Consider the following 20,733-nt stretch of genomic DNA (forward strand, 5'->3'; position numbering starts at 1 on the left):
AATTATTCACTTTCATTTAAATGACATCTAACTACATGTGAATTGCTCACTTTTGTTCTCTGAGGTAATACGCTTTTACATATATCCATTGCCATTGGACAGCGGGTGTGAAAAACACATCCAGAAGGTGGATTCATAGGTGAAGGTAAATCGCCTTTAAGAATTATTCGTTCTTTTTTCACCTCAGGATTTGGTAATGGTACGGCTGATAACAATGATTTTGTATAAGGGTGCTTAGGGTTCGCAAAAAGTTCTTCGGTTGTTGCTTCCTCAACCAAATGGCCAAGGTACATAACGCCAATTCGATCTGAAATATGGCGAACAACGCTAATATCATGGGCGATAAAGATAAAACTTACAGATAACGTATTCTGTAAATTTCTTAGTAGATTAATAATTTGTGCTTGAACGGAAACATCTAATGCGGAAACGGGCTCATCACAAACGACGACTTTCGGATTAACTATTAAAGCCCTTGCGAGTCCAATCCGTTGCCGTTGTCCACCTGAAAACTCATGTGGAAAACGATAGTATTGGGCCTCATTTAAACCAACTAAATTTAACATTTCTAGTACTCTTTCTGTCCGTTCGTTTTTATTGCCGATTCCTTGAATTTTTAATGATTCCTCGAGAATGTTTCCAATACGCAATCGAGGATTTAAAGATGAATATGGATCTTGGAACACCATTTGAATATTTTTTCGAGCTTTTCTTAAATCGTTTATATTTAAATTCGTTATATCGTTTCCTTCTAGAAAGACCTTACCTTCTGTTGGTTCAATCAGACGTAATAAGCTACGCCCCATCGTACTTTTTCCACATCCAGATTCCCCAACGATCCCCAACGTTTCACCTTTATACAAATCAAAGGAAACGTTCTCGACCGCTTTCACTACTTTTTGCTCTTCACCAATTGATTTTTTAGGGTAAAAATACTTCTTTAATCCTTCAACTTTTAAAACGGGCTCTCCCTTAACCTCTGTTTCTTGTATGATTTCTTTGTATTGTTGTGTAATCACGAGACGACCTCCCCTTGAAGAATTTCTGCATAATGCCAACAACGTACTTTTTGTTGATTACTAAGTGTCGTTAACTCTGGATTTTCTTGGCGGCATTTATCAGTTGCAAATGGACATCTTGTAGAAAAACCACATCCTTTTGGTGCATTTTCAAGAGAAGGGACATTTCCTTGAATCACATAAAGGTCCTTGCTTCGATCTCCATCCATCTTCGGAATGGATTGGATTAGACCTTTCGTATAAGGATGTAAAGGATTATTAAATAAACTCTTCACATCTGCTTCTTCAACGACTTGACCTAAATACATTACAATGACTCTCGAACAGACTTCTGCAACTACACCTAAATCATGAGTAATTAACATAATTCCCATGTCCATTTTTTCATTTAACTCTTGAATAAGTTCCAAAATTTGAGCTTGAATAGTTACATCCAATGCCGTTGTCGGTTCATCTGCAATAAGCAATTTTGGTTCGCAAGCAAGAGCGATGGCAATCATGACCCGTTGCTGCATTCCTCCAGATAGTTGGTGTGGATACTGATGCACTCGTTTTTCGGGAGAGGGAATACCTGTTAATTTTAAAAGTTCAATGGCCTTCTCTAATGCTTCTTTCTTTGATATCTTTTTATGGGTACGCAAAACTTGCGAAATTTGTGAACCAATTGTATATACCGGGTCTAATGAGCTTAACGGGTCTTGAAAAATCATTGAAATATTGTTCCCGCGAATATGTTCCATTTCTTTCATGGGTAGTTCTAATAAATTCTTGTCTCTAAATGAAATCGCCCCATTGTATTCTACAAGGTGCTTTTCATCATATAAGCGAAGGATTGACTGGGAAGTTACGCTTTTTCCACAACCAGACTCACCCACGACCCCTAAAATTTCACCCTCTTTTACATGAAAGCTAATATTCTTTAGTGCCTGCACTTTACCTCTTTCCGTATGAAAAAATGTAGAAAGTCCACTTACTTCTAATAATTTTCCCACCATATACCGATCACCTCTTCCATTTCACCTCTGTTATTTACGTTTTGGAGATAATACATCCCTTAAACCGTCCCCTAGTAAGTTAATGCCCAACACACTTAAAATCATAAAAACACCCGGGAAGACTACTAACCACCATGCGTTGTAAATAAAGATTTTCCCATCAAATAGAATATTTCCTAAAGTCGGTTCTGGAGCGGGTACCCCAACTCCTAAAAAGCTTAATGCTGCTTCAACGATAATTGCTTCCGCAAAAACAAATGTCGCTTGAACAATCAACGGTGATAACGTATTGATGGCCATATGCTTCCATATGATTCTCGAAGACTTTGCCCCTTGCGCTTCCATCGCCTCAATATACGTTTGTTCTCGAATGACTAATGCGGAGGATCGAACTGTTCGTGCGATAAAAGGTGTATACACGATAGATACCGCTATGATTACGTTCAATGTCGTTGGTCCAAGTGCTGCCATAATAGCAATCGCTAGTAAAATTGCTGGAAAGGCCATTAAGGAATCGCAGATTCGCATTAATATTCCATCAAGTACTCGATAGTACGATGCATATAATCCAACAATTGTACCGACAATTGCTGTAATCAGAGCTACAACAAATCCAACCATCATTGAATTTTGTAAGCCGTAAATTACTCGGCTAAACAAATCGCGTCCAAAGTTGTCTGTTCCAAACCAATGCTCTGAAGATGGACCTTGGAGTTTATCCGTCACAACCATCGAGTAAGGATCCTGGGAGACAATAACTGGAGCTAATAAAATGAGTAACAAAATAATGGTCGTAATTACACCGCCTGTCACCGCAAGCCTATTATTGAAAAACCCTCTAATGGCCAATCTTCGTTGTTCTTTTTTCAATCGGTTCTTAGTATCTTTTAAATCAACGTGTTGAATTGTTTCCAATTGTCTTCCCTCCCTCTTATTTCAATCTCACTCTTGGGTCAATCAAACCGTATAGTAAATCAATAACTAGATTAATAAAGATATAGGAGCAAGTAATAAATAAAATCGACCCTTGAATAACGGAGTAATCTCGTCTTTCTACAGAGTTTAATATCAGTTGACCAATCCCTGGAATATTGAATACGGTTTCGACAACAGCGGCTCCAGCAATAAGCGTTCCTAACGTTTGACCAACGACAGTAATAATAGGAATTAAAGCATTTCGAAATACGTGTTTTACCGTTAAAACAATCTCTTTTGTCCCTTTTGCACGAATTGCTTTTACAAAGTTCAACTCATATATTTCAATCATGGAAGCACGTGTCATACGAGCAATGAGTGCTGCTTGCATCGTTCCAAGAGCAATCGCTGGAAGAATTAAATAACGTAAGTGCTCTACTAACCCCGCACTTAACGGCATATATCCAGCTACAGGTAATAAAGCAAAATAAACTCCAAATACTAAAATTAAGATCAATCCAAGTAAGAAACTTGGAACAGAAATTCCTAATAAAGAGAATCCCATAAACGTTTGATCTACAGCAGACCCTTTTCTTTTCGCAGCGATAATCCCGAAAGGAATGGCAAGAAGAATCGCAAATATTTCTGCTAAAATAGCTAGGGATATCGTTGGTTCTAAATGTTCAAAAATAGAAGAGAGAACAGGCTCGTTCATAAAATAAGAGAATCCTAAATTGCCTTGTAGTACATTTGCTATCCAAGAAAAGTATTGAATGTAAATTGGTTGATTGAGTCCAAGTTGTTCCCTTACTTCATCTAGTTGCTCTTCAGTCGCTTGATCCCCCAACATCACCGAAGCTGGATCTCCAGGTGTGAGATGGATAATAAAGAAGACAACCACAGAAACGATAAATAACACTGGAATGACTGATAAAAGACGTTTCAGGATATAATTTGCCATGAGATTATTATCACCTTTCTTTATAAAGTGAGACTTCCATGAGCGGGACTTTCCCCACTATTCGGGCGGTTGCACTGGGATAAAAATAATTGTGGTCATCCACTTTTAAGTTAATGACCACAATATTTCAGGTTTAGAATTACTTTGCTTTAGATGTATTCCATAAAATCATTCCATCAAAAATTGTCATACCATTCACTTTGTTAGAAACACCATAATATTCGTAGTAGTCTCCAAGTTTAGAGATTGGTAGGTAATCATACATTCTGTCTTGCAATTGATCCCATGTTGCCTTCGCCTCCTCAGAAGTCGCAGAAGCATTCAGTTGTGCAATGAGCTGTGTAATTTCTTCATCATTTGTCCAACCTGGCCAATTAGGGCTTAAATATAATAATTGTGGTGGCGTCATTACCAGTGGGAATCCTGTAATGAATGCATCAAATTTTGTTGGGTCTGATCTTAAGTCTAGTAGTGTTGCCCAGTCCACTACTTCAATTTCAACATTTACACCGACTTCTTTCATAAGCTCTTTTATAACAACTGCAGAATTGTACATATATTCATATTCGCGAGTTGCTAGAATTTTAATTGTTTCTCCGTTATAACCAGCTTCTTGTAATAGTTGTTTCGCCAATTCAGGGTCTTTTACGTTATATCTGTCATTTCCGACTTCACTTGCCCAGTCCACTTGTTCTTGTAGCATATATCCAGGATTAATACGATAAAAGGCTTCGTCTGAAAATGCAGCTAACATAATGCTTTCCGTATCTAAAGCTGCGTTAAATGCTTGTCGCATTTTTTCATTTGCAAAGACACGATCAGCTTTATTGTAGACAAATCCAATGTTTCCTTTTAAAGCCATTTCTGTTTTTAAATTAGAATTATTACTTAACATTTGGAAGTTATCAGGTGGTAAAGTTATGGCAATATCATATTGACCTGATTGGATACCAGCAACTCGAGTAGAAGCATCTGAAACAATGTTTAAGTAAATGTCATCTACTAATGCTTCTTTTTTTCCCGTAAGTCCATCTGATGGTGTTTCTAATGATACATAATCTTCATTCTTTGTTAGATGAATATATTGGTCTTGTTTCCATTCAGCAAATTTAAATGGTCCTGTACCAATGTATTCTGTCGCGCCTGTAGGTCCCGCGCTCTCAGCAATTTCCTTTGGCATGATGCCAGCAGCTTGTCCGTTATCCGCTAAAAGTGTTAGTACCCCATAAATCCTTTTTGAAATTTTCATTTCCACTGTATATTCATCAATTTCAGTAAATGTAGCATCTGGAATAACTGTTTTCGCTTTTGACGATATATTTTTCCACTTTTCTAATGATGCAACGACGTCTTCAGCCTTCAACTCTTTTCCATTGTGGAACTTGACACCTTGACGAAGATTGAATGTATACTGTGTGCCATCATCACTTTCATCAATGGATTCAGCAAGCATAGGTTGTACCTGGTAACTTGAATCTAATGCGACGATTTGTTCAAAAATATGACGCGATACTTCTGTTAGAATAGTTGCAGTTGACATATGCGGGTCTAATGTTGCAGGTTGGGTATTAATTGCAACATTCAATTGCCCACCTTTTTCAGGTGTCCCTTGAGTATCTCCTGTACTTCCTGTTCCTGGTGTGGAATCATCACTACAGCCTGCAATGATTAATAGAGTTAGTAATAGAAACGAAATCATTTTCTTCATTTTCTTATCCCCCTTAAACATTTTTAATTGTTGTATCCTGTTTATGTTCGATTAGCTCTAGTTGTACTTCTTTATCAAATGGATAGATTGGACGTCTTAACTTTTTATAGTCAAATCTATCCAGTTGTAACGTACTTAACCCTGGTGAATCTACCGTAATAATTTCAGCTGCAATTGATTCATAAGCTGCTCGGAAATGTTGGCTCGACTTTAAGCCAATTATTTTTTGTTTGTGTACATCAATCCCATGGATAAGGAATATTTGTTCATCAAATACTTGCGTATGAATACAACCAACGATAATATCTAGTCCTCCGACTTGAATCCTTACAGATTTTTTTAAATTGACTTCTCTTCCTTTCCACATGGGTGAAGATTGTTTAAAGATGCCGTCTGACAATGATTTAACATACCCTTTGATAAAGACAGGTTCACCATGGTAATGATCTGTCTTACCACCAATAAATGTTTCAATGACAGTACCGACACCTTGTTTATGTGCTAATTCCACCACTTCAGGATCATAAATCATCCCTAAACAAGCGTTTTCTAAATTTGATTCAAGCATTGCTTTTAGTAAATACGTGCCATCACCTGGAGTGCCTGATCCAGGATTATCGGAAGTTTCATTTAAAACGATAGGAGCTGATAGTGATTCTAAAGCTTTTTGAATTCCTTTTGCTGGAGAAATTTCTGGCGAATAAAATTCATCTTTAACATTCCATACTTCTTCAGCTATAACTTTGGCAATAGTTGCTGAAGATTGTTTTTCCCCATCAGTAGCTACTACAATCGAGACGCCAGCATAAGGAACATCCGTATACGCGAACCCGTGATACAAGGTACATTCGAGCACGCCATCTTGTTTTTCAAATTCCCTACAAATTTCATTTAATTCCTTAATAGGAGATAGATTCGACGTACATGTTGGAATGATGAGCGGTAATTTCTTTAAATGAATGCTAGGCTCAATTTCTTTTTGGATGATTTGTTTTAAACGAATAACCGCATCTTTGCCTCGGTCATATGAATCCGTGTGGGGATACAATTTTACCCCTAGTAATAGATCTGCATGTTTTAGCATCTTCTCAGTTATATTTCCATGCAGATCTAACGTAACGACTATTGGCACCCCATCACCAACAATCTCACGGATAAATTCAAGAAAATCTCCTTCTAAATCATCAATGCTTTCCACTACTCCAGCTCCATGAAGTGCTAAACATACACCATCATATTGCCCTTTTAATGGGAAGTTCTTTATAAAGTTCTCTTTAATAGTTTGATAGGTTTCAAACGGGATTAATCCAGATGGAAGAGCTGATGCAGAAAATGTAGGTATTATTTCAAACCCTTGTTCCTCGCATTCATCAATCATCCCTCCGACATAATCCTTTACATCTCGATTTCTCTGAACGACCTCTTCTCCTTCAGTCCACTCCCATAGCTTAAATAACTCCTCGGTTGTTAACACATTAGAAAATGTATTTGTTTCATGAGATAATTGCCCAATAACTATTTTCAAAATCTCAACCCCTTCCTTTGTTTGAAACGATTCGATCTTCATTAAGTGTAAAAATTCTCCTTGGTTTTCCTTTTGATTCGAGGGTTTCTTTCCCTACTACCTTAAGTGCACCTGAATTTTCAAGTTTTCGGCAGATTCTTTGCATGTTCTTTACAGATACCTCCATATAGGGTGCAATCTCATTAACGGTAAATTCATTACCAACTTGTTTTATTGCTTGAATAACTCGATTTAACGTCTTCGTACTAAGTCCAGAAATTTTAGCAATTTCTAGAAGTGAGGCATCTGTAGTACGTAAATCAATACTTTTAGATGTATTGATTGTTGTAATCGGTCCAGTGGTTTTATCTCCTTCGTGAACAACAAATAAGCTATTTTCTATATACTTATGAGAGTGCCTTTTAGCTTCTTTTAAAGCTACAAATGCAGATTCCGTGGCTAAATTAGTAGTTCCCCCTATTCCTACACCAATGCTAAATCTTACTTTTTCTAAACCTTCTTCCTCATGGAAAAGGGTAGGCAAAATAGTAAACGAGTTTGTTTGATTCTCAATCATGGAACGAGTGGTAAAAAATAAAAATTTGGTTGGCGATTTTTTAATATATTGACCATCTAGTTTGTTGACAAACTTTGATATATATTCTTCAAAATCTATTTGTAAGTTAGGATTTTCTGAGATGCCAAGAGATATAATCCCTACGGAGATTTGATTAGCTAAATTATGCAGATTTTCACAAGTTAAATTCACTTTTTCCAAAGCCTCTCTAACGGTTGATAATAGTGGGGTAACTTTAATACATGGTATATTGTGTTTTTGTAAAATTTTATAACACGTTGATGAGATTGTTATTGCTCCAACGGTTTCCCTTTTCTCATAAAGAGTTTTGTGATAGTTGGCTAAAAATAATGCATCTCTTTCAGGATGTATTTCTACAATGTGTTTCGGAGATTTGAGGATTTCTAATTCTTGAAAAGCTTCTAATACTAGATCAACATGTATAGTGTCAAGACTAATTCGATTTAATTCACCAAGTTTCTGTGCTTGAAATAATGCTTTTAATAAACTAGATCCATGAAATGGAATATAGCTATTAGGTATTTTCTTCATCTTTCCAAGATAAAGGGCTCTTGAAAATGGAATTGGTCCACAAAATAAAATGTAATGAAAATCATCACTTAGCTGTGAAACGATATTAACTGTTTCAAAATCCGATTGATAATAAAATGGTTGTAAGTTTAATGTTGGAAATAAATCTTGGAGAGAAATACATTTGTCGACAAGTTCCTCGGGTCCAATTACTGCGATTCTAGATGATGTATGAATAAAACTCTTCCCCCTTTTCACAAGGACTGTAATGCTTTTTAATTAGATGTCCTTAAATGGACTGAGTGCTTATTCTTTAATGGTTCCTTAATTACAGCTTTCTTTTATTTTCGGGTTAAAACTTATTCCTTTATGGTCCCTAAATAAAGGAACATAAGCTTACTCCTTTATAGTTCCTTATTCATGAGGGTAGCTTATTTATGGCTCCTCTAATATCGAAATTTGCACGTAAGCTTTTATTGTTCCTTAATCAGAAAAAGGAAATCATTTAAGAGTTGGTTGTGAATTGTTTTAAATTCATGTGCTATAACGTTGCACTACCTAATACTTATGCAGCAATTAACATTCCACGTTCGTTGAAGTTAAACTTAGGATGATGATGTGGATAAATTTCTTTGGGGTCAGAGACAGAAGCTCCAGTGAAGAAAAAAGTACCTTTTACATGCTGGAAATAATATACGAAATTTTCCCCACACTTATTCGGTTCAAATACTGTAACGGAATAAAAACCCGGTACTTTCTTTAATTCTCAGCAATAAATTCGTTTTCAGAATGGTTGATTACTGCTGGATAACCTCTTCTGAACTCATTTTTATAATAAGTTTCGGAAATCACATACCGTTCCTTTTACAACTTTTTTAAGGCCTTTGTACCAATTAGTTAAAGCAACCTAGGTTTATTTCAATCATATAGTAATATATTTTTTTAGTCAATTCTAAATTTTCAAAATAATTAAAATATTATGGTGGAAATTTGGTGACATAATTTATGATTAATTTAGCTGAATGCTTCCGTTCAAAGAATAAAAGCCACTTCATCCTTGCTTTGTCCTTTGCATATTGCCTTTCCCGAATTAATATTTTATAGCCATGTTCCAAAATATTTTTCATATATGTAGATGCTTTAGCGAGTAATCTAGGCATATGTATCGTTGTTACATGCCAGATTGCATTTTCATCTCCAACAAGTGTTTGTTGTATATATTGATCCATTGCATTTCCTCACACTAACCTTATATTTTCAGCTTTATATTAAGAGCCCATTAATGTTTGTATCTCAACGTTTACGGGTTCTTTCTTTTAGGGAAACTACCCTTCTTTTAATTTCGATATATAAGCAGTATAAAATATACAATTTTGTAAAAGATTATATAAAGATGGAATGTTCGTAAGAAGCAAAATTGTAGCTACCGAAAAAGAATAAAAGGAGAGATTGCGATTCGAGCGAAGAGTGACGTATAGTGAAACGTTTGTTTGATATTAAAAGGATGTTGTTGGTCATTATGGTATTAAATCTCATTGATGGCATTTGTACAGCTTGGGGACTCAGCAACGAATGGATTGAAGAAGCAAATCCCCTGTTGAGTTCACTTTCGCCCTTAATGATTCTCGGTACAAAAGTTATCTTATCTGGGTTAATTTGGTTGTTATGGAAGTCAAATTTCCCTACAAGGTTAACAAATGTTTGGCGTATAGTCCTTTCTTTCGTTATGTTCTTATATAGCGGAATATTCGTTCTACACATTACCTGGATAACAATGTTGTTGTAAAAAAGCAGAATTGGTTCTGCTTTTTTATTTTGGCTAGCCATAATAAGACCTCCTATCCCTTTCTTCTTAATCGCCAATTCCACTTGATTTGTTATAACAAAAACATAATGGAAATACCCAGTATCCTATTTACAAATTTCGACAATTCCAAAAAATAACTTCATTATAAAAAAGCGAAATTTTAACTAAAACCTAAACACTAGTGAAATATATACAGATAGCTCACGAGACTTTATTCCCCCTCAAATTTATCGATAAATTAGTCGGAAATAACATTTTGATTACTTTATTTTTTAAATGTTTAAACCACTAATTCTCTATCTCAATTAAAATACTGAACATTCCAACAAATTAATCGATGAATATTTGTCACCTTTTCCTACTTAAGAATAATACTTAACTATTAGTTAAGTGAACAAAAAGTCCCTCTTACAACCTAAAATAAAAAATTAACCTTTAGACCTATTGCCCTTTTTATAGGTTAAACTAATCTTTTTTCGAAATGGGAGATATGATTTATTATTTTTACGAAATCTCAGTAATCAGCTAAACCTTACTATTACCGATTACCATAATTGTCCAACTATGTCTCATTGCCCTCTTTCCCCTTAAAAAAATAGTCAATTAACTTCAAAAAATTTTTCATCTAAAATTTTCGACATAATACGATAAACAAACCTTTTTCGATAATCTAACATAGTACTTACATCTAGAGAATTTAAATTCACAAATTAGTAATTTCTACCCTAAAAAGCATAATGAAAGGAGGAAAGGTTGTTCTTAAAGTACAACCTACAGCTTCAAATTACTATTAGAGGTACAAAGTGAATTAAAAATCGAAGGAGGAATACAAATGAGGAAGAAAAAAAATTCTAAAAAAGCACTTAGTATTTTTGCTACTGCAGCGATGACATTTTCTTTATTGACTCCAGGTGTTGCTAGCGCACAAACAACTTCCAATCAACTCTATGAATCATTTAGAGATTCGAGTTCGAGCGGTACTTTTAGTTCTGCACGCGAAAAATTGAATAAACGCTTACTTGAAAATTTCAAAGAGGAGAACAAAGTAACCTTCTTAGTCAAATTTAAAGATAAGGCGAATTCTACCGTAGTTGCTAAGGCTGCTCGCCAAAAGGCGGATGAATCAAACTTATCTGCTCTAAATGCAAAGTTGATTCAACGTTCTGCTGTTGTCTCTGAATTAAAGGCGACTTCTATTGAATCTCAACAATCAGTAATGCAATTCCTTGATCAAGAAGCGGCTAGTGGCAATGCAACAGATATTACATCCTTTTATATCGTAAATGCAATTGCTGTTACAGCAACTCAGGAAGTGGCAGAAAAAATCGCTACATTCGAAGAAGTGGAGAAAATTTTACCTAATGAAACACGTCAGCTCTTTACAACCAAAACTGAAAATGCTGTAACCCCAAATGCAGAAGTTGCAAACGTTGAGTGGAATATTGAACGGGTCAATGCACCTGAAGTTTGGGAAATGGGCATAGATGGTTCAGGTACAGTAGTTGCAAGTATTGATACGGGCGTTCAATGGGATCATCCAGCTTTAAAAGAAAAATACCGCGGCTATAACAAAGCCACTGGAGAAGTTTCTCATGATTATAGCTGGTATGATTCGACTTCTGCAGGAAGAGCTACTCCATATGACGACGTAGACCATGGGACACATGTTACTGGTACAATGGTCGGTAGTGAACAAAATGGCTCAAATCAAATTGGAGTTGCACCAGGGGCGAAATATATTGCTGTTAAAGCTTTCACTGCAAGCGGTGGAACAGATGCCGATCTATTAGAGGCAGCTCAATGGATTTTAGCACCTACAGATGCTAACGGAAACCCGCGCGTTGATATGGCGCCAGATGTCGTGAATAACTCTTGGGGCGGTGGGGCTGGATTAGACGAATGGTACCGTGATGTTGTTATTAACTGGCGTGCAGCAGAAATCTTCCCCGAATTCTCTGCAGGTAATACAACGTTCACAAATCCAGGTGGAGCTGGATCTGTTGCTGCACCAGCCAATTATCCGGAATCATTTGCTACAGGCGCAACGGACATTAATAACTTAGTTGGTAATTTCTCTCTACGTGGTCCTTCCCCTTATGCTGAAACTAAACCAGACATTTCTGCTCCTGGTGTTAACATTCGTTCATCTGTTCCGGGTGGAGGTTATGAAGGTGGTTGGAATGGTACATCGATGGCCGGTCCTGCTGTATCAGGTGTGGCTGCCCTCTTACGTCAAGTGAATGCAAATTTAACAGTAGATGAAATGGAACAGATTCTTCTAGACACTGCCAATCCATTAACAGATAGTCAATACCCTACTACACCTAACCATGGATATGGTTATGGATTAGTGGACGCATATGAAGCTGTTTCTTCAATTATTTCAGGATTAGGTACACTTGAAGGTCAAGTCACAAAAGCAGGAACTGATACTGAAGCACCTCAATTCGATCATACAGCCCCACATGAAACTTATGCTGGGATGGATTTAAATTTAACTGTTGCAGTAAGTGATAATATTAGTGTTTCATCAGTATTACTTAACTACAAAGATGAAAATAATATGTGGCAACAAATCCCGGCTGGACGTAAATCGGGCGATCATAAAGCTGGTGAATTCGCTGTAGTTATTCCGGGTGATTTAATCTCTGGTAATTCATTTACGTACAAATGGACAATTAATGACTTCGGTAACAATGAAGTAAATAGTGATGAATACGTTGTAGAAGTAAAACCAGGGATCACTGTTGGTTATTCTGAAAACTTTGAAACTCAACCGATTGGCTGGTACTCATTTGGTACGAATGATAGCTGGGACTGGGGTGTACCAACATCTGGTCCAGGAAATGCTGCCTCAGGTGAAAAGGTGTATGCAACAAACTTATCTGGCACATATGCAAACAGCATGAACGCGACACTTGTTGCACCTCCAATTGACCTGCCTGAAGGAAACTCATATTTACAATTTAAACATTGGCATAACTTCGAACAAGCTAGTTCTGGTAGAGCGTATGATTATGGACATGTATTCGTGTCAACAGACCAAGAAAACTGGACACAATTATTAATGGTTCAAGGTATATCAAATAGTTGGTTAGACGCAGAGGTTGATTTATCAGACTATGCTGGACAACGTATCTATATTGGTTTCAATGCATTTTCAGATTCTAGTGTACAACGAGATGGCTGGTATATTGATGATGTGGCATTAGCTAGCGTATCTCAAACTGGTAAAGTTTCTAAAGGTAAAAACAATAATAATGGCAACGGAAATGGTAAAGGAAATGACAACGGCAATAAAGGAAGTACCAATGGGAAAAATGGCAACAACGGTAATAATGGCAATAAAGGTAACGGGAAAGAAAAAGATGCATTAAAAGAAGCTGTAGATCCAACGACTATTAAACCTGATGTACTTTCTAAAGTTGAGGCACCTGAGATTGAAGTAATCAACAATCCAACACTTCTTCCATTAGGAGCTCAAGTAAGTGTCCTAGAATCAGGACGTTCGGTATATTCAAGTCCAGCTGATGGTTCATACAAACTCACACATGGTACGGGCACCTTTAATGTAAAAGCAGAGGCTTACGGTTTCACATCTGAAGTACAAACAGTCACAATTGAGGCGGATAGCACTTCTACTGCGAATTTCACATTAGATGAAATTGAACAAAATACAATAAGCGGTACAATTACTGACGAATCAACAGGAGATGCGATTGAAGGTGCAACAGTTATTTTAGTTGAAGACGCAAATATCACACCTGTCCAAACAGATGCTAACGGTAACTTTGCCCTTACAGCATATGTAGGTTCGTACACACTTAAAGTAATTGCTCGTGGATACCATGGAAAAGAAATCCCTGTTTCTCTTACAGGTGAATTATCACCTCTAAGCATTTCTCTTGAACCTTTCTACACATATCCAGGTGGAGAAATTGGCTATGATGATGGCACTCCTGAAAATGCGCGCGCATTCAATGCGGCTGGAAATGCATGGGCAGTAAAAATGTCTCTTCCTGAAGGTAAAGAAAACGGTATTGTAACAGATGGTGTATTCCGTTTTTGGACAACTGAATGGCCTAACCCAGGTGGAACTGCCTTTGCAGTTGAAGTTTGGGATGCTACCGGTGCAGACGGTACGCCAGGTAAACAATTAGCTGGTCCGATTAATGCAACGGCTCTTCGAAATGGTGAATGGACAGTAGTAGACCTTACAGAACATAATATTGTTGTCAATGATGACTTCTATATGGTTTACCGCCAAACAGTTGCAAACCCGAACACTCCAGGTCTTGCAACGGATGAAGATGGCAAAAATGCAGCAAGAAGCTATCAGCATGTATCAGGTGCATGGTCTACAGCTCCTGCAAGCGAAGGAAACTATATGATTCGCGCACGCGTTAGCTATGAAGTAGTTGGCCCAGTAATCACTTCTCCAGTGACAAATTCGATTACAAATGAGCCTGAAACAACAATTACTGGAACAGCCTCTCCAACAACAACTATTGAGTTAAAACAAAATGGCGAAGTAGTTACATCATCAGTAGTTGGAGACGATGGCAAATTTGAAATTAAAGCAAACCTAGTTGAAGGCGTTAATGAATTTTCAGTTCTTTCAAAATTAGATGGTCGAGTAACAGGTGAATCGACTCCGATTTTAGTGACTTTAGATACGATAGCTCCTGAACTAACGATCGACAAACCAGCTAATGGTGAAAAAGTAAATCGTGAAACTGTTACTGTAGAAGGTTTAATTACAGATGAAAATATTGACACAGTTACTGTTAATGGCTTAAATGCTACTATCAGCGACGGAAAATATTCGAAACGCGTTATTCTTGATAATGGAGCGAATGAAATCACAGTAGTAGCTACAGACAAAGCTGGCAACAGTGTTTCTAAGACAGTTACTGTAACTGCTGATTTCGATGCACCAATCATTTCAAACTTAAAACCAGCTACAGACATTACCATTACAACGGGTAGAACAGTTAAAATTGAGTTTGATAGTGAGCCAGGATTAAAACCTACTTTTGTAATCCATATGCCATTAACAAACGTAGTTCAAAATGCAACTGAATTACCAATGATGGAACAAGGAAATGGTCATTATGTAGGCTACTGGACAGTTCCTGCTGATACTGTTGCAAACGGAGCAGTTATTGAAGTAATTGCAATCGATGACTTTAATAACGAAACTCGTCAAAAAGCTGCCGGTAAATTATATATTAATTTACCAGTAATTACAGAAGGAGCTGGCGATGCCGCTGCTGAGAAACAATCTTCTAAAGAGGAAGAATTAACAGAAATACCGAATTTAAAAGATGCAGACTTAACAGTGACACCTTAATAAAAAATGAAAATATCCCAAATTTAAACCATTAAAGCTACACCCCGAAAGTTAGAATAAAACTAACTTTCGGGGTGTTTTCTTTGACAAAATATTTACAAAGGTTAATAAGAGACTAAAGCATTTCTTCAGTATAATATTCTTTTGTAGCTATATTTATCATCCCATAGTTGAGAATAATAGATTAGCGCATAATAAAACACATACATTTACAATAAATCCTGTACCCGCAAGCAGATAGAGCCAGGAAGCTTACTCCCCTACAAGACCGTCCTTATCGGCATCGTACATATAGGGATATAACCAATGATCACTCGTTATCGGCATACTGAAACCTGCTGCTTTTGCTTCTTTAATCGTCACTTGTCCATTCCCATTTGTATCAACACTGGAAATATCACCTTTTGTGTTTGAATTCGTTGGTTTGGAAGGTTCATTACCTGTTAAACCGAGTGATTTGTTTACTTCATCAGGGTTCACATTGTCAAATTTATCAACAATCTTTTTCCCCTTTAAAGTATAGGTATACTGATAATTTGAAGGAATCTGCGTTTTTGTATTCGGATATGTGATGATCGCTTCAAACATAATGGCTCCGTCAGCTTTACGGATTGCGTCTTCCATATATGCTTGATCACCATGTCGGTTAAGCGTACTATTTTGCGGGGTAATGTTGTAAGCGTTCGATACCCCGCCGAGAGAATCGGCAATAATATGTCCTTCATCTAAAACGGAACTTTCGACACCAGGAACCTTTGCCTCATCAGCATAGTATCTACCAGACGATAATACAGGTTCATTTTCGTCATCTTGTAGTATGATTTTGTCCGCAATGACACGTACTAATTGCCCGTATTCATTCGTAAATGCCCAATATTCACGGTCACCAAAACCAATGTTAACTACCACGTTAGATTCACGATACCCAGACAAATTACCGCCATCCACTTCAATAAGTTTATATCCTGAAAAATGATCATTATTTGATTGAGTTGGTGTTTCCTCTACTAGGGATTCATCAACAACCGGAGTATTTTTTCCACGTTCACTATTTTCAGTTGTATTATCGATTGTTACCTCTTGTGTTTTTATATCTCCATCAGTAATGGACACTTTTTCTTCATCAGTACAACCAACCATAAAGATGGTCATTAATAATAAGATTAATACGTTTACTTTCTTTTTCATTCTTTAGGACTCTCCTATAATCGTTCGTATTGTTCATTCTAATAATCTGGAATGATGCCAACATAGTTTAACATTGTTAACCTTTCGATAACAGTAAAATATATTACAATAATAAAGATCATCGTTTTCACTTGTTGATGGCTGAGAGGTTTATTATTAACAAACGATTCATATATCGCTATACCAAAATTAGTAGATATAAAAAAGGCAATTCAAATTTTTACTTTATGCAAAAATTTGAACTGCCTTTTATGACGTTATTTTTTTATAAACATTTGTGTCCAGTAATTACCATCTTTAACGTAGCCTACACCAATATGCGTAAATTTCGAATCCATAATGTTTGCTCGGTGGCCTGAACTATTCATCCATCCATCCATTACTTGCGCAGCGGATTTTTGACCTTTTGCAATATTTTCACCTGCTGCTTTATAGCTAATACCGAATTGTTTCATCATATCAAATGGTGAGCCGTAAGTTGGGCTTGTATGGCTGAAATAATTTTTGTCATGCATATCTTGTGACTTATATTTTGCAACACGTGCTAATTCCCAATCAATTTTTAATGGTGCTAATCCTTGTTGCGCGCGTTCCTTATTTACTAGGCTAACTACTTGCTCTTCTACTTCTTGCTGTTCATTTTCAGAAATATTAATTTTTTCTCCGACATAGATCATATCCGGATTTTTTAATGTAGGGTTTAAAGAAATTAATTCGCTTAGACCGATTTGATTTTTAGAGGCAATCTTCCAAAGCGTGTCCCCACTTTTTACTGTATATGTAGCTGCAGATGCAGTAGCTGGTAGAGCAAATAGCATCATACTAAACAACAACACGATACTTTTTTTCAACATTTTTGAATCATTCCTTTCTAGTTGTCTATTACAAGCTTACTAGAGAGGGACTGTAAAATCATTAGGGAATGAATGGCGCTTCTTTTGCAAAAGGATAACAAACATTACAATTGTAACAATCATTTATTAAAAGACAAAGAATCTAAACCTTCATTTATTTAGTGGTTATAGTGATGATTCAAATAAAAAACTGTAAGAAAGCTTAATCGCTTTTCTTACAGTTTTTCTGTTGGTCTCTTTTTTATCAAGAAACTAATTTTATTATTTAAACGCCTGTGCCGCCTTTACCGCTTTGCCCCAGCCTGTATATAAAGCTTCGCGCTCTTTTTCGTCCATCTCAGGTTCGAATTTGTGTTCTAAATTCCAGTAGTGAGAGATGTCATCTAATGTCTCCCAATATCCTACTGCTAAACCTGCCAAATAAGCAGCACCTAAAGCTGTTGTTTCATTTACAACCGGGCGATCTACTGGCACATTTAAAAGATCTGACTGGAATTGCATTAAGAAATTATTTTTCACTGCTCCCCCGTCTACACGTAATGTGCTTAACGGAATTCCTGAATCCGCTTCCATTGCACCTAATACATCCCGTGTTTGATAGGCCAGTGACTCAAGAGTTGCCCGTACGAAATGCTCTTTTTCAGTACCACGTGTTAAGCCAAATACTGCACCGCGCACATCTGAATCCCAGTAAGGAGTACCTAATCCAACGAATGCTGGCACAACATACACACCTTCTGAAGATGTTACACGAGCTGCATATGCTTCACTTTCCTCAGCTTTACGGAACATACGTAAGCCATCACGAAGCCACTGGATAGCAGAGCCAGCTACGAAAATACTTCCCTCGAGGGCATACGTTACTTTGCCGTCTAGTCCCCATGCAATTGTCGTTAATAAACCATGATCAGATTTTACTGCCTTTTCACCTGTGTTCATTAACATAAAGCAACCAGTGCCATATGTATTTTTCACCATTCCTTGCTCAAAGCAAGCTTGCCCGAATAATGCTGCTTGTTGGTCGCCCGCGATACCTGCGATTGGAATTTCTTGACCGAAAAGATTATCCGCATCTGTATGACCGTAAACTTCTGAAGAAGAACGCACTTCTGGAAGCATCGAAGCTGGAACTGTTAAAATATCAAGGAGCTCTTCATCCCACTTCAAATCGTAAATATTGAACATTAATGTTCGGGATGCGTTTGAATAATCCGTTACGTGCACTTTACCGTTCGTTAATTTCCAAATGATCCAAGTATCGATTGTACCGAATAAAAGATCCCCATTTTCCGCTTTTTCGCGAGCGCCTTCTACATTGTCTAAAATCCATTTCACCTTTGTACCCGAGAAGTACGCATCAATAAGCAAGCCTGTTTTATCTCGGAACATATCATTTAAGCCTCGCGCTTTTAAATCTTCACAAATTTCAGCTGTTTGTCGCGATTGCCAGACAATTGCATTGTAAATCGGATGACCTGTATGTTTATCCCATACAACCGTCGTTTCGCGCTGGTTTGTAATACCAATCCCTGCAATTTGACTTGCGAGTATATTTTTCTCCGATAACACAGCTGCGATACATGAAAGCACAGAAGACCAAATTTGTTCCGGGTTATGCTCTACCCAACCTGATTCCGGGAAATATTGCGGGAACTCCTGCTGTGCTGTATGAAATACCGTGCCATTTTTATCAAATAAAATTGCACGAGAACTTGTTGTACCTTGGTCTAGCGCCATCATAAATTTTTCTGTCATCCTCAAATCCCCCTACTCTTCTACTGTTGATACTGTCATTTGTGCAGCTACGAAAATCGCGGCTACCACTACACTGAAAATCCAGAATAATGTTGCATCTGCCCCATTCCAGATGAAGCTAAAGAATACTGCACCGTAAACACCGCCGATAATTGGGGCAACTACAGGTACCCATGCATACCACCAAGCTGAATCTCCTTTACCTGGAATCGGTAAAATCGCGTGTGCAATACGTGGACCTAAGTCACGGGCCGGGTTAATCGCATAACCAGTTGGACCACCCAATGCCATACCAATTACAACAATTAAAATACCAACTAAAAATGGATTTAATCCTGCTGTTATTTCATTTGTCCCTAACGCTAAAATCCCCAGCACTAATGCAAATGTGCCGACCATCTCGGCAATCATGTTGGAAGGAATATGCTTTACTGCCGGTGTTGTAGAGAATACGCCAAGTTTTGCGCCTTTGTCTTTTGTGCCTTTCCAGTGCGGTAAATAAACAAAATACACTAACACAGCCCCTAAAAACGCTCCGAGAAGTTGTGCAACGATAAACAATGGTACATCTGCCCATGCAAAGTTGCCAATTGTTGCGAGAGCGATTGTTAATGCCGGATTTAAGTGCGCTCCGCTAATACCTCCTACTGCATAAGCTGCCATCGCTACGGCAAAGCCCCATGCAAATGTGATAACGACCCAACCGCCACCTTGACCTTTTGATTTGTGCAATGAAACTCCCGCTACAACGCCTCCACCGAATAATATTAGCAGCATCGTGCCGACTAACTCGGCTGTAAATGTTGACATTCCATAACCTCCTTAGCTCATGTATATTCCGATCATAAAATACTTAGAAGAAAAAAAGTCCGCAAGTAACAATTGTTTTACGTTATCACGTAAAACAAAGCTACATGCGGACTCCTTCACTCAACCACGTATTTATTGACTTAGTAATCATAATAGTTTGAAATTATTCATTAGTCAACAACTTTTTGGAAACGTTTCCACAATTCTTTATTGGATGTAGTAATGGCAATTGCACCTGCATCAAATGCCTGCTTAATTTGATCATCCGTCCGAATTAAGCCCCCTGTAATAACAGGGATGCCTGTATGCGTATATACTTCCTTAATCATTTCCGGGATAACACCTGGGAGTAATTCAATAAAGTCCGGCGCCGTTTGCTCAAGGAGCGAATAGCTTTTTTCCAGCGCAATTGTATCGATTAAAAAGACACGTTGAATCGCTAAAATACCGCGAGATTTCGCTTTGAGAATCATATTGGAGCGTGTAGAAATTATGCCTGCCGGACGTATATCGTTACACAAGTAATCCGCGGCAAAATTATCCGTCTTCAAGCCGTGAATTAAATCCGCATGAATAATTAATTTTTTCCCATGACGTTCGGCCTCTTGTTTAAGTGCACGCAAATGACTTAAATGCACTTCAAGCAATACGATATATTCAAATTCACTTTTTACTACTTTATCAAACTGTTTAATCGTTCGGGCAGCAGGTATGATTTTTTGGTCATTAAACGGCATAACATCCTCCTATAATTAG

15 protein-coding genes are annotated in these 20,733 nt (G+C 37.3%); 1 reads left to right on the plus strand and 14 read right to left on the minus strand.

What is annotated here, in order from left to right; genetic code table 11:
* Positions 1 to 2: 2 nt before the first annotated feature.
* From MHH37_RS11565 to MHH37_RS11605, 9 genes are all read right to left on the minus strand, one after another.
* Positions 3 to 1,019 (minus strand): dipeptide ABC transporter ATP-binding protein, encoded by a 1,017-nt coding sequence (locus tag MHH37_RS11565; protein ID WP_342573096.1) that lies wholly within the window; start codon positions 1,017 to 1,019, stop codon positions 3 to 5.
* Positions 1,016 to 2,014, minus strand: a complete 999-nt coding sequence (locus MHH37_RS11570; protein ID WP_342573098.1) for an ABC transporter ATP-binding protein — start codon at positions 2,012 to 2,014, stop codon at positions 1,016 to 1,018. Before MHH37_RS11570 ends, MHH37_RS11565 begins: the two co-directional genes overlap by 4 nt.
* Positions 2,015 to 2,044: 30 nt before the next feature.
* Positions 2,045 to 2,929 (minus strand): ABC transporter permease, encoded by an 885-nt coding sequence (locus MHH37_RS11575; protein ID WP_339262049.1) that lies wholly within the window; start codon positions 2,927 to 2,929, stop codon positions 2,045 to 2,047.
* Between the two features lie 16 nt (positions 2,930 to 2,945).
* Positions 2,946 to 3,890, minus strand: coding sequence for an ABC transporter permease (locus MHH37_RS11580; RefSeq protein WP_342573100.1), 945 nt, complete (start codon positions 3,888 to 3,890; stop codon positions 2,946 to 2,948).
* A 139-nt stretch (positions 3,891 to 4,029) separates the two neighbouring features.
* A complete protein-coding gene (locus MHH37_RS11585) occupies positions 4,030 to 5,598 on the minus strand; it encodes an ABC transporter substrate-binding protein (RefSeq protein WP_342573102.1) in 1,569 nt (522 codons plus the stop codon).
* Between the two features lie 13 nt (positions 5,599 to 5,611).
* Positions 5,612 to 7,123 (minus strand): M81 family metallopeptidase, encoded by a 1,512-nt coding sequence (locus MHH37_RS11590; protein WP_342573105.1) that lies wholly within the window; start codon positions 7,121 to 7,123, stop codon positions 5,612 to 5,614.
* 4 nt (positions 7,124 to 7,127) lie between these two features.
* On the minus strand, positions 7,128 to 8,468 hold the full coding sequence (locus MHH37_RS11595; protein ID WP_342573107.1) for a hypothetical protein: 1,341 nt from the start codon (positions 8,466 to 8,468) through the stop codon (positions 7,128 to 7,130).
* A gap of 719 nt (positions 8,469 to 9,187) precedes the next feature.
* On the minus strand, positions 9,188 to 9,439 hold the full coding sequence (locus tag MHH37_RS11600; RefSeq protein WP_342573108.1) for a hypothetical protein: 252 nt from the start codon (positions 9,437 to 9,439) through the stop codon (positions 9,188 to 9,190).
* A 154-nt stretch (positions 9,440 to 9,593) separates the two neighbouring features.
* Positions 9,594 to 10,037, minus strand: coding sequence for a hypothetical protein (locus tag MHH37_RS11605; protein WP_342573110.1), 444 nt, complete (start codon positions 10,035 to 10,037; stop codon positions 9,594 to 9,596).
* A gap of 812 nt (positions 10,038 to 10,849) precedes the next feature.
* Here MHH37_RS11605 and MHH37_RS11610 point away from each other — a divergent pair.
* A complete protein-coding gene (locus tag MHH37_RS11610; protein WP_342573112.1) occupies positions 10,850 to 15,370 on the plus strand; it encodes a S8 family serine peptidase in 4,521 nt (1,506 codons plus the stop codon).
* Positions 15,371 to 15,622: 252 nt separating this feature from the next.
* Here MHH37_RS11610 and MHH37_RS11615 read toward each other — a convergent pair whose 3' ends face one another.
* The 5 genes from MHH37_RS11615 to MHH37_RS11635 all read right to left on the minus strand — a co-directional run bounded on the left by MHH37_RS11615 (position 15,623) and on the right by MHH37_RS11635 (position 20,714).
* Complete coding sequence (locus MHH37_RS11615; protein WP_342573113.1) at positions 15,623 to 16,558, minus strand: DNA/RNA non-specific endonuclease; 936 nt, start codon at positions 16,556 to 16,558, stop codon at positions 15,623 to 15,625.
* A 257-nt stretch (positions 16,559 to 16,815) separates the two neighbouring features.
* The gene (locus MHH37_RS11620) at positions 16,816 to 17,412 is read right to left on the minus strand and encodes a CAP domain-containing protein (protein WP_342573115.1); all 597 of its coding nucleotides are present in this window, start codon (positions 17,410 to 17,412) and stop codon (positions 16,816 to 16,818) included.
* Between the two features lie 261 nt (positions 17,413 to 17,673).
* Positions 17,674 to 19,167, minus strand: coding sequence for a glycerol kinase GlpK (glpK, locus tag MHH37_RS11625; protein WP_342573116.1), 1,494 nt, complete (start codon positions 19,165 to 19,167; stop codon positions 17,674 to 17,676).
* 12 nt (positions 19,168 to 19,179) lie between these two features.
* Positions 19,180 to 19,977, minus strand: coding sequence for an MIP/aquaporin family protein (locus tag MHH37_RS11630; RefSeq protein ID WP_008403959.1), 798 nt, complete (start codon positions 19,975 to 19,977; stop codon positions 19,180 to 19,182).
* A gap of 170 nt (positions 19,978 to 20,147) precedes the next feature.
* Positions 20,148 to 20,714 (minus strand): glycerol-3-phosphate responsive antiterminator, encoded by a 567-nt coding sequence (locus MHH37_RS11635; protein ID WP_014823621.1) that lies wholly within the window; start codon positions 20,712 to 20,714, stop codon positions 20,148 to 20,150.
* Between the last annotated feature and the right edge of the window lie 19 nt (positions 20,715 to 20,733).

It is taken from the genome of Solibacillus sp. FSL K6-1781 (assembly GCF_038630735.1).
Lineage (GTDB): Bacteria > Bacillota > Bacilli > Bacillales_A > Planococcaceae > Solibacillus > Solibacillus silvestris.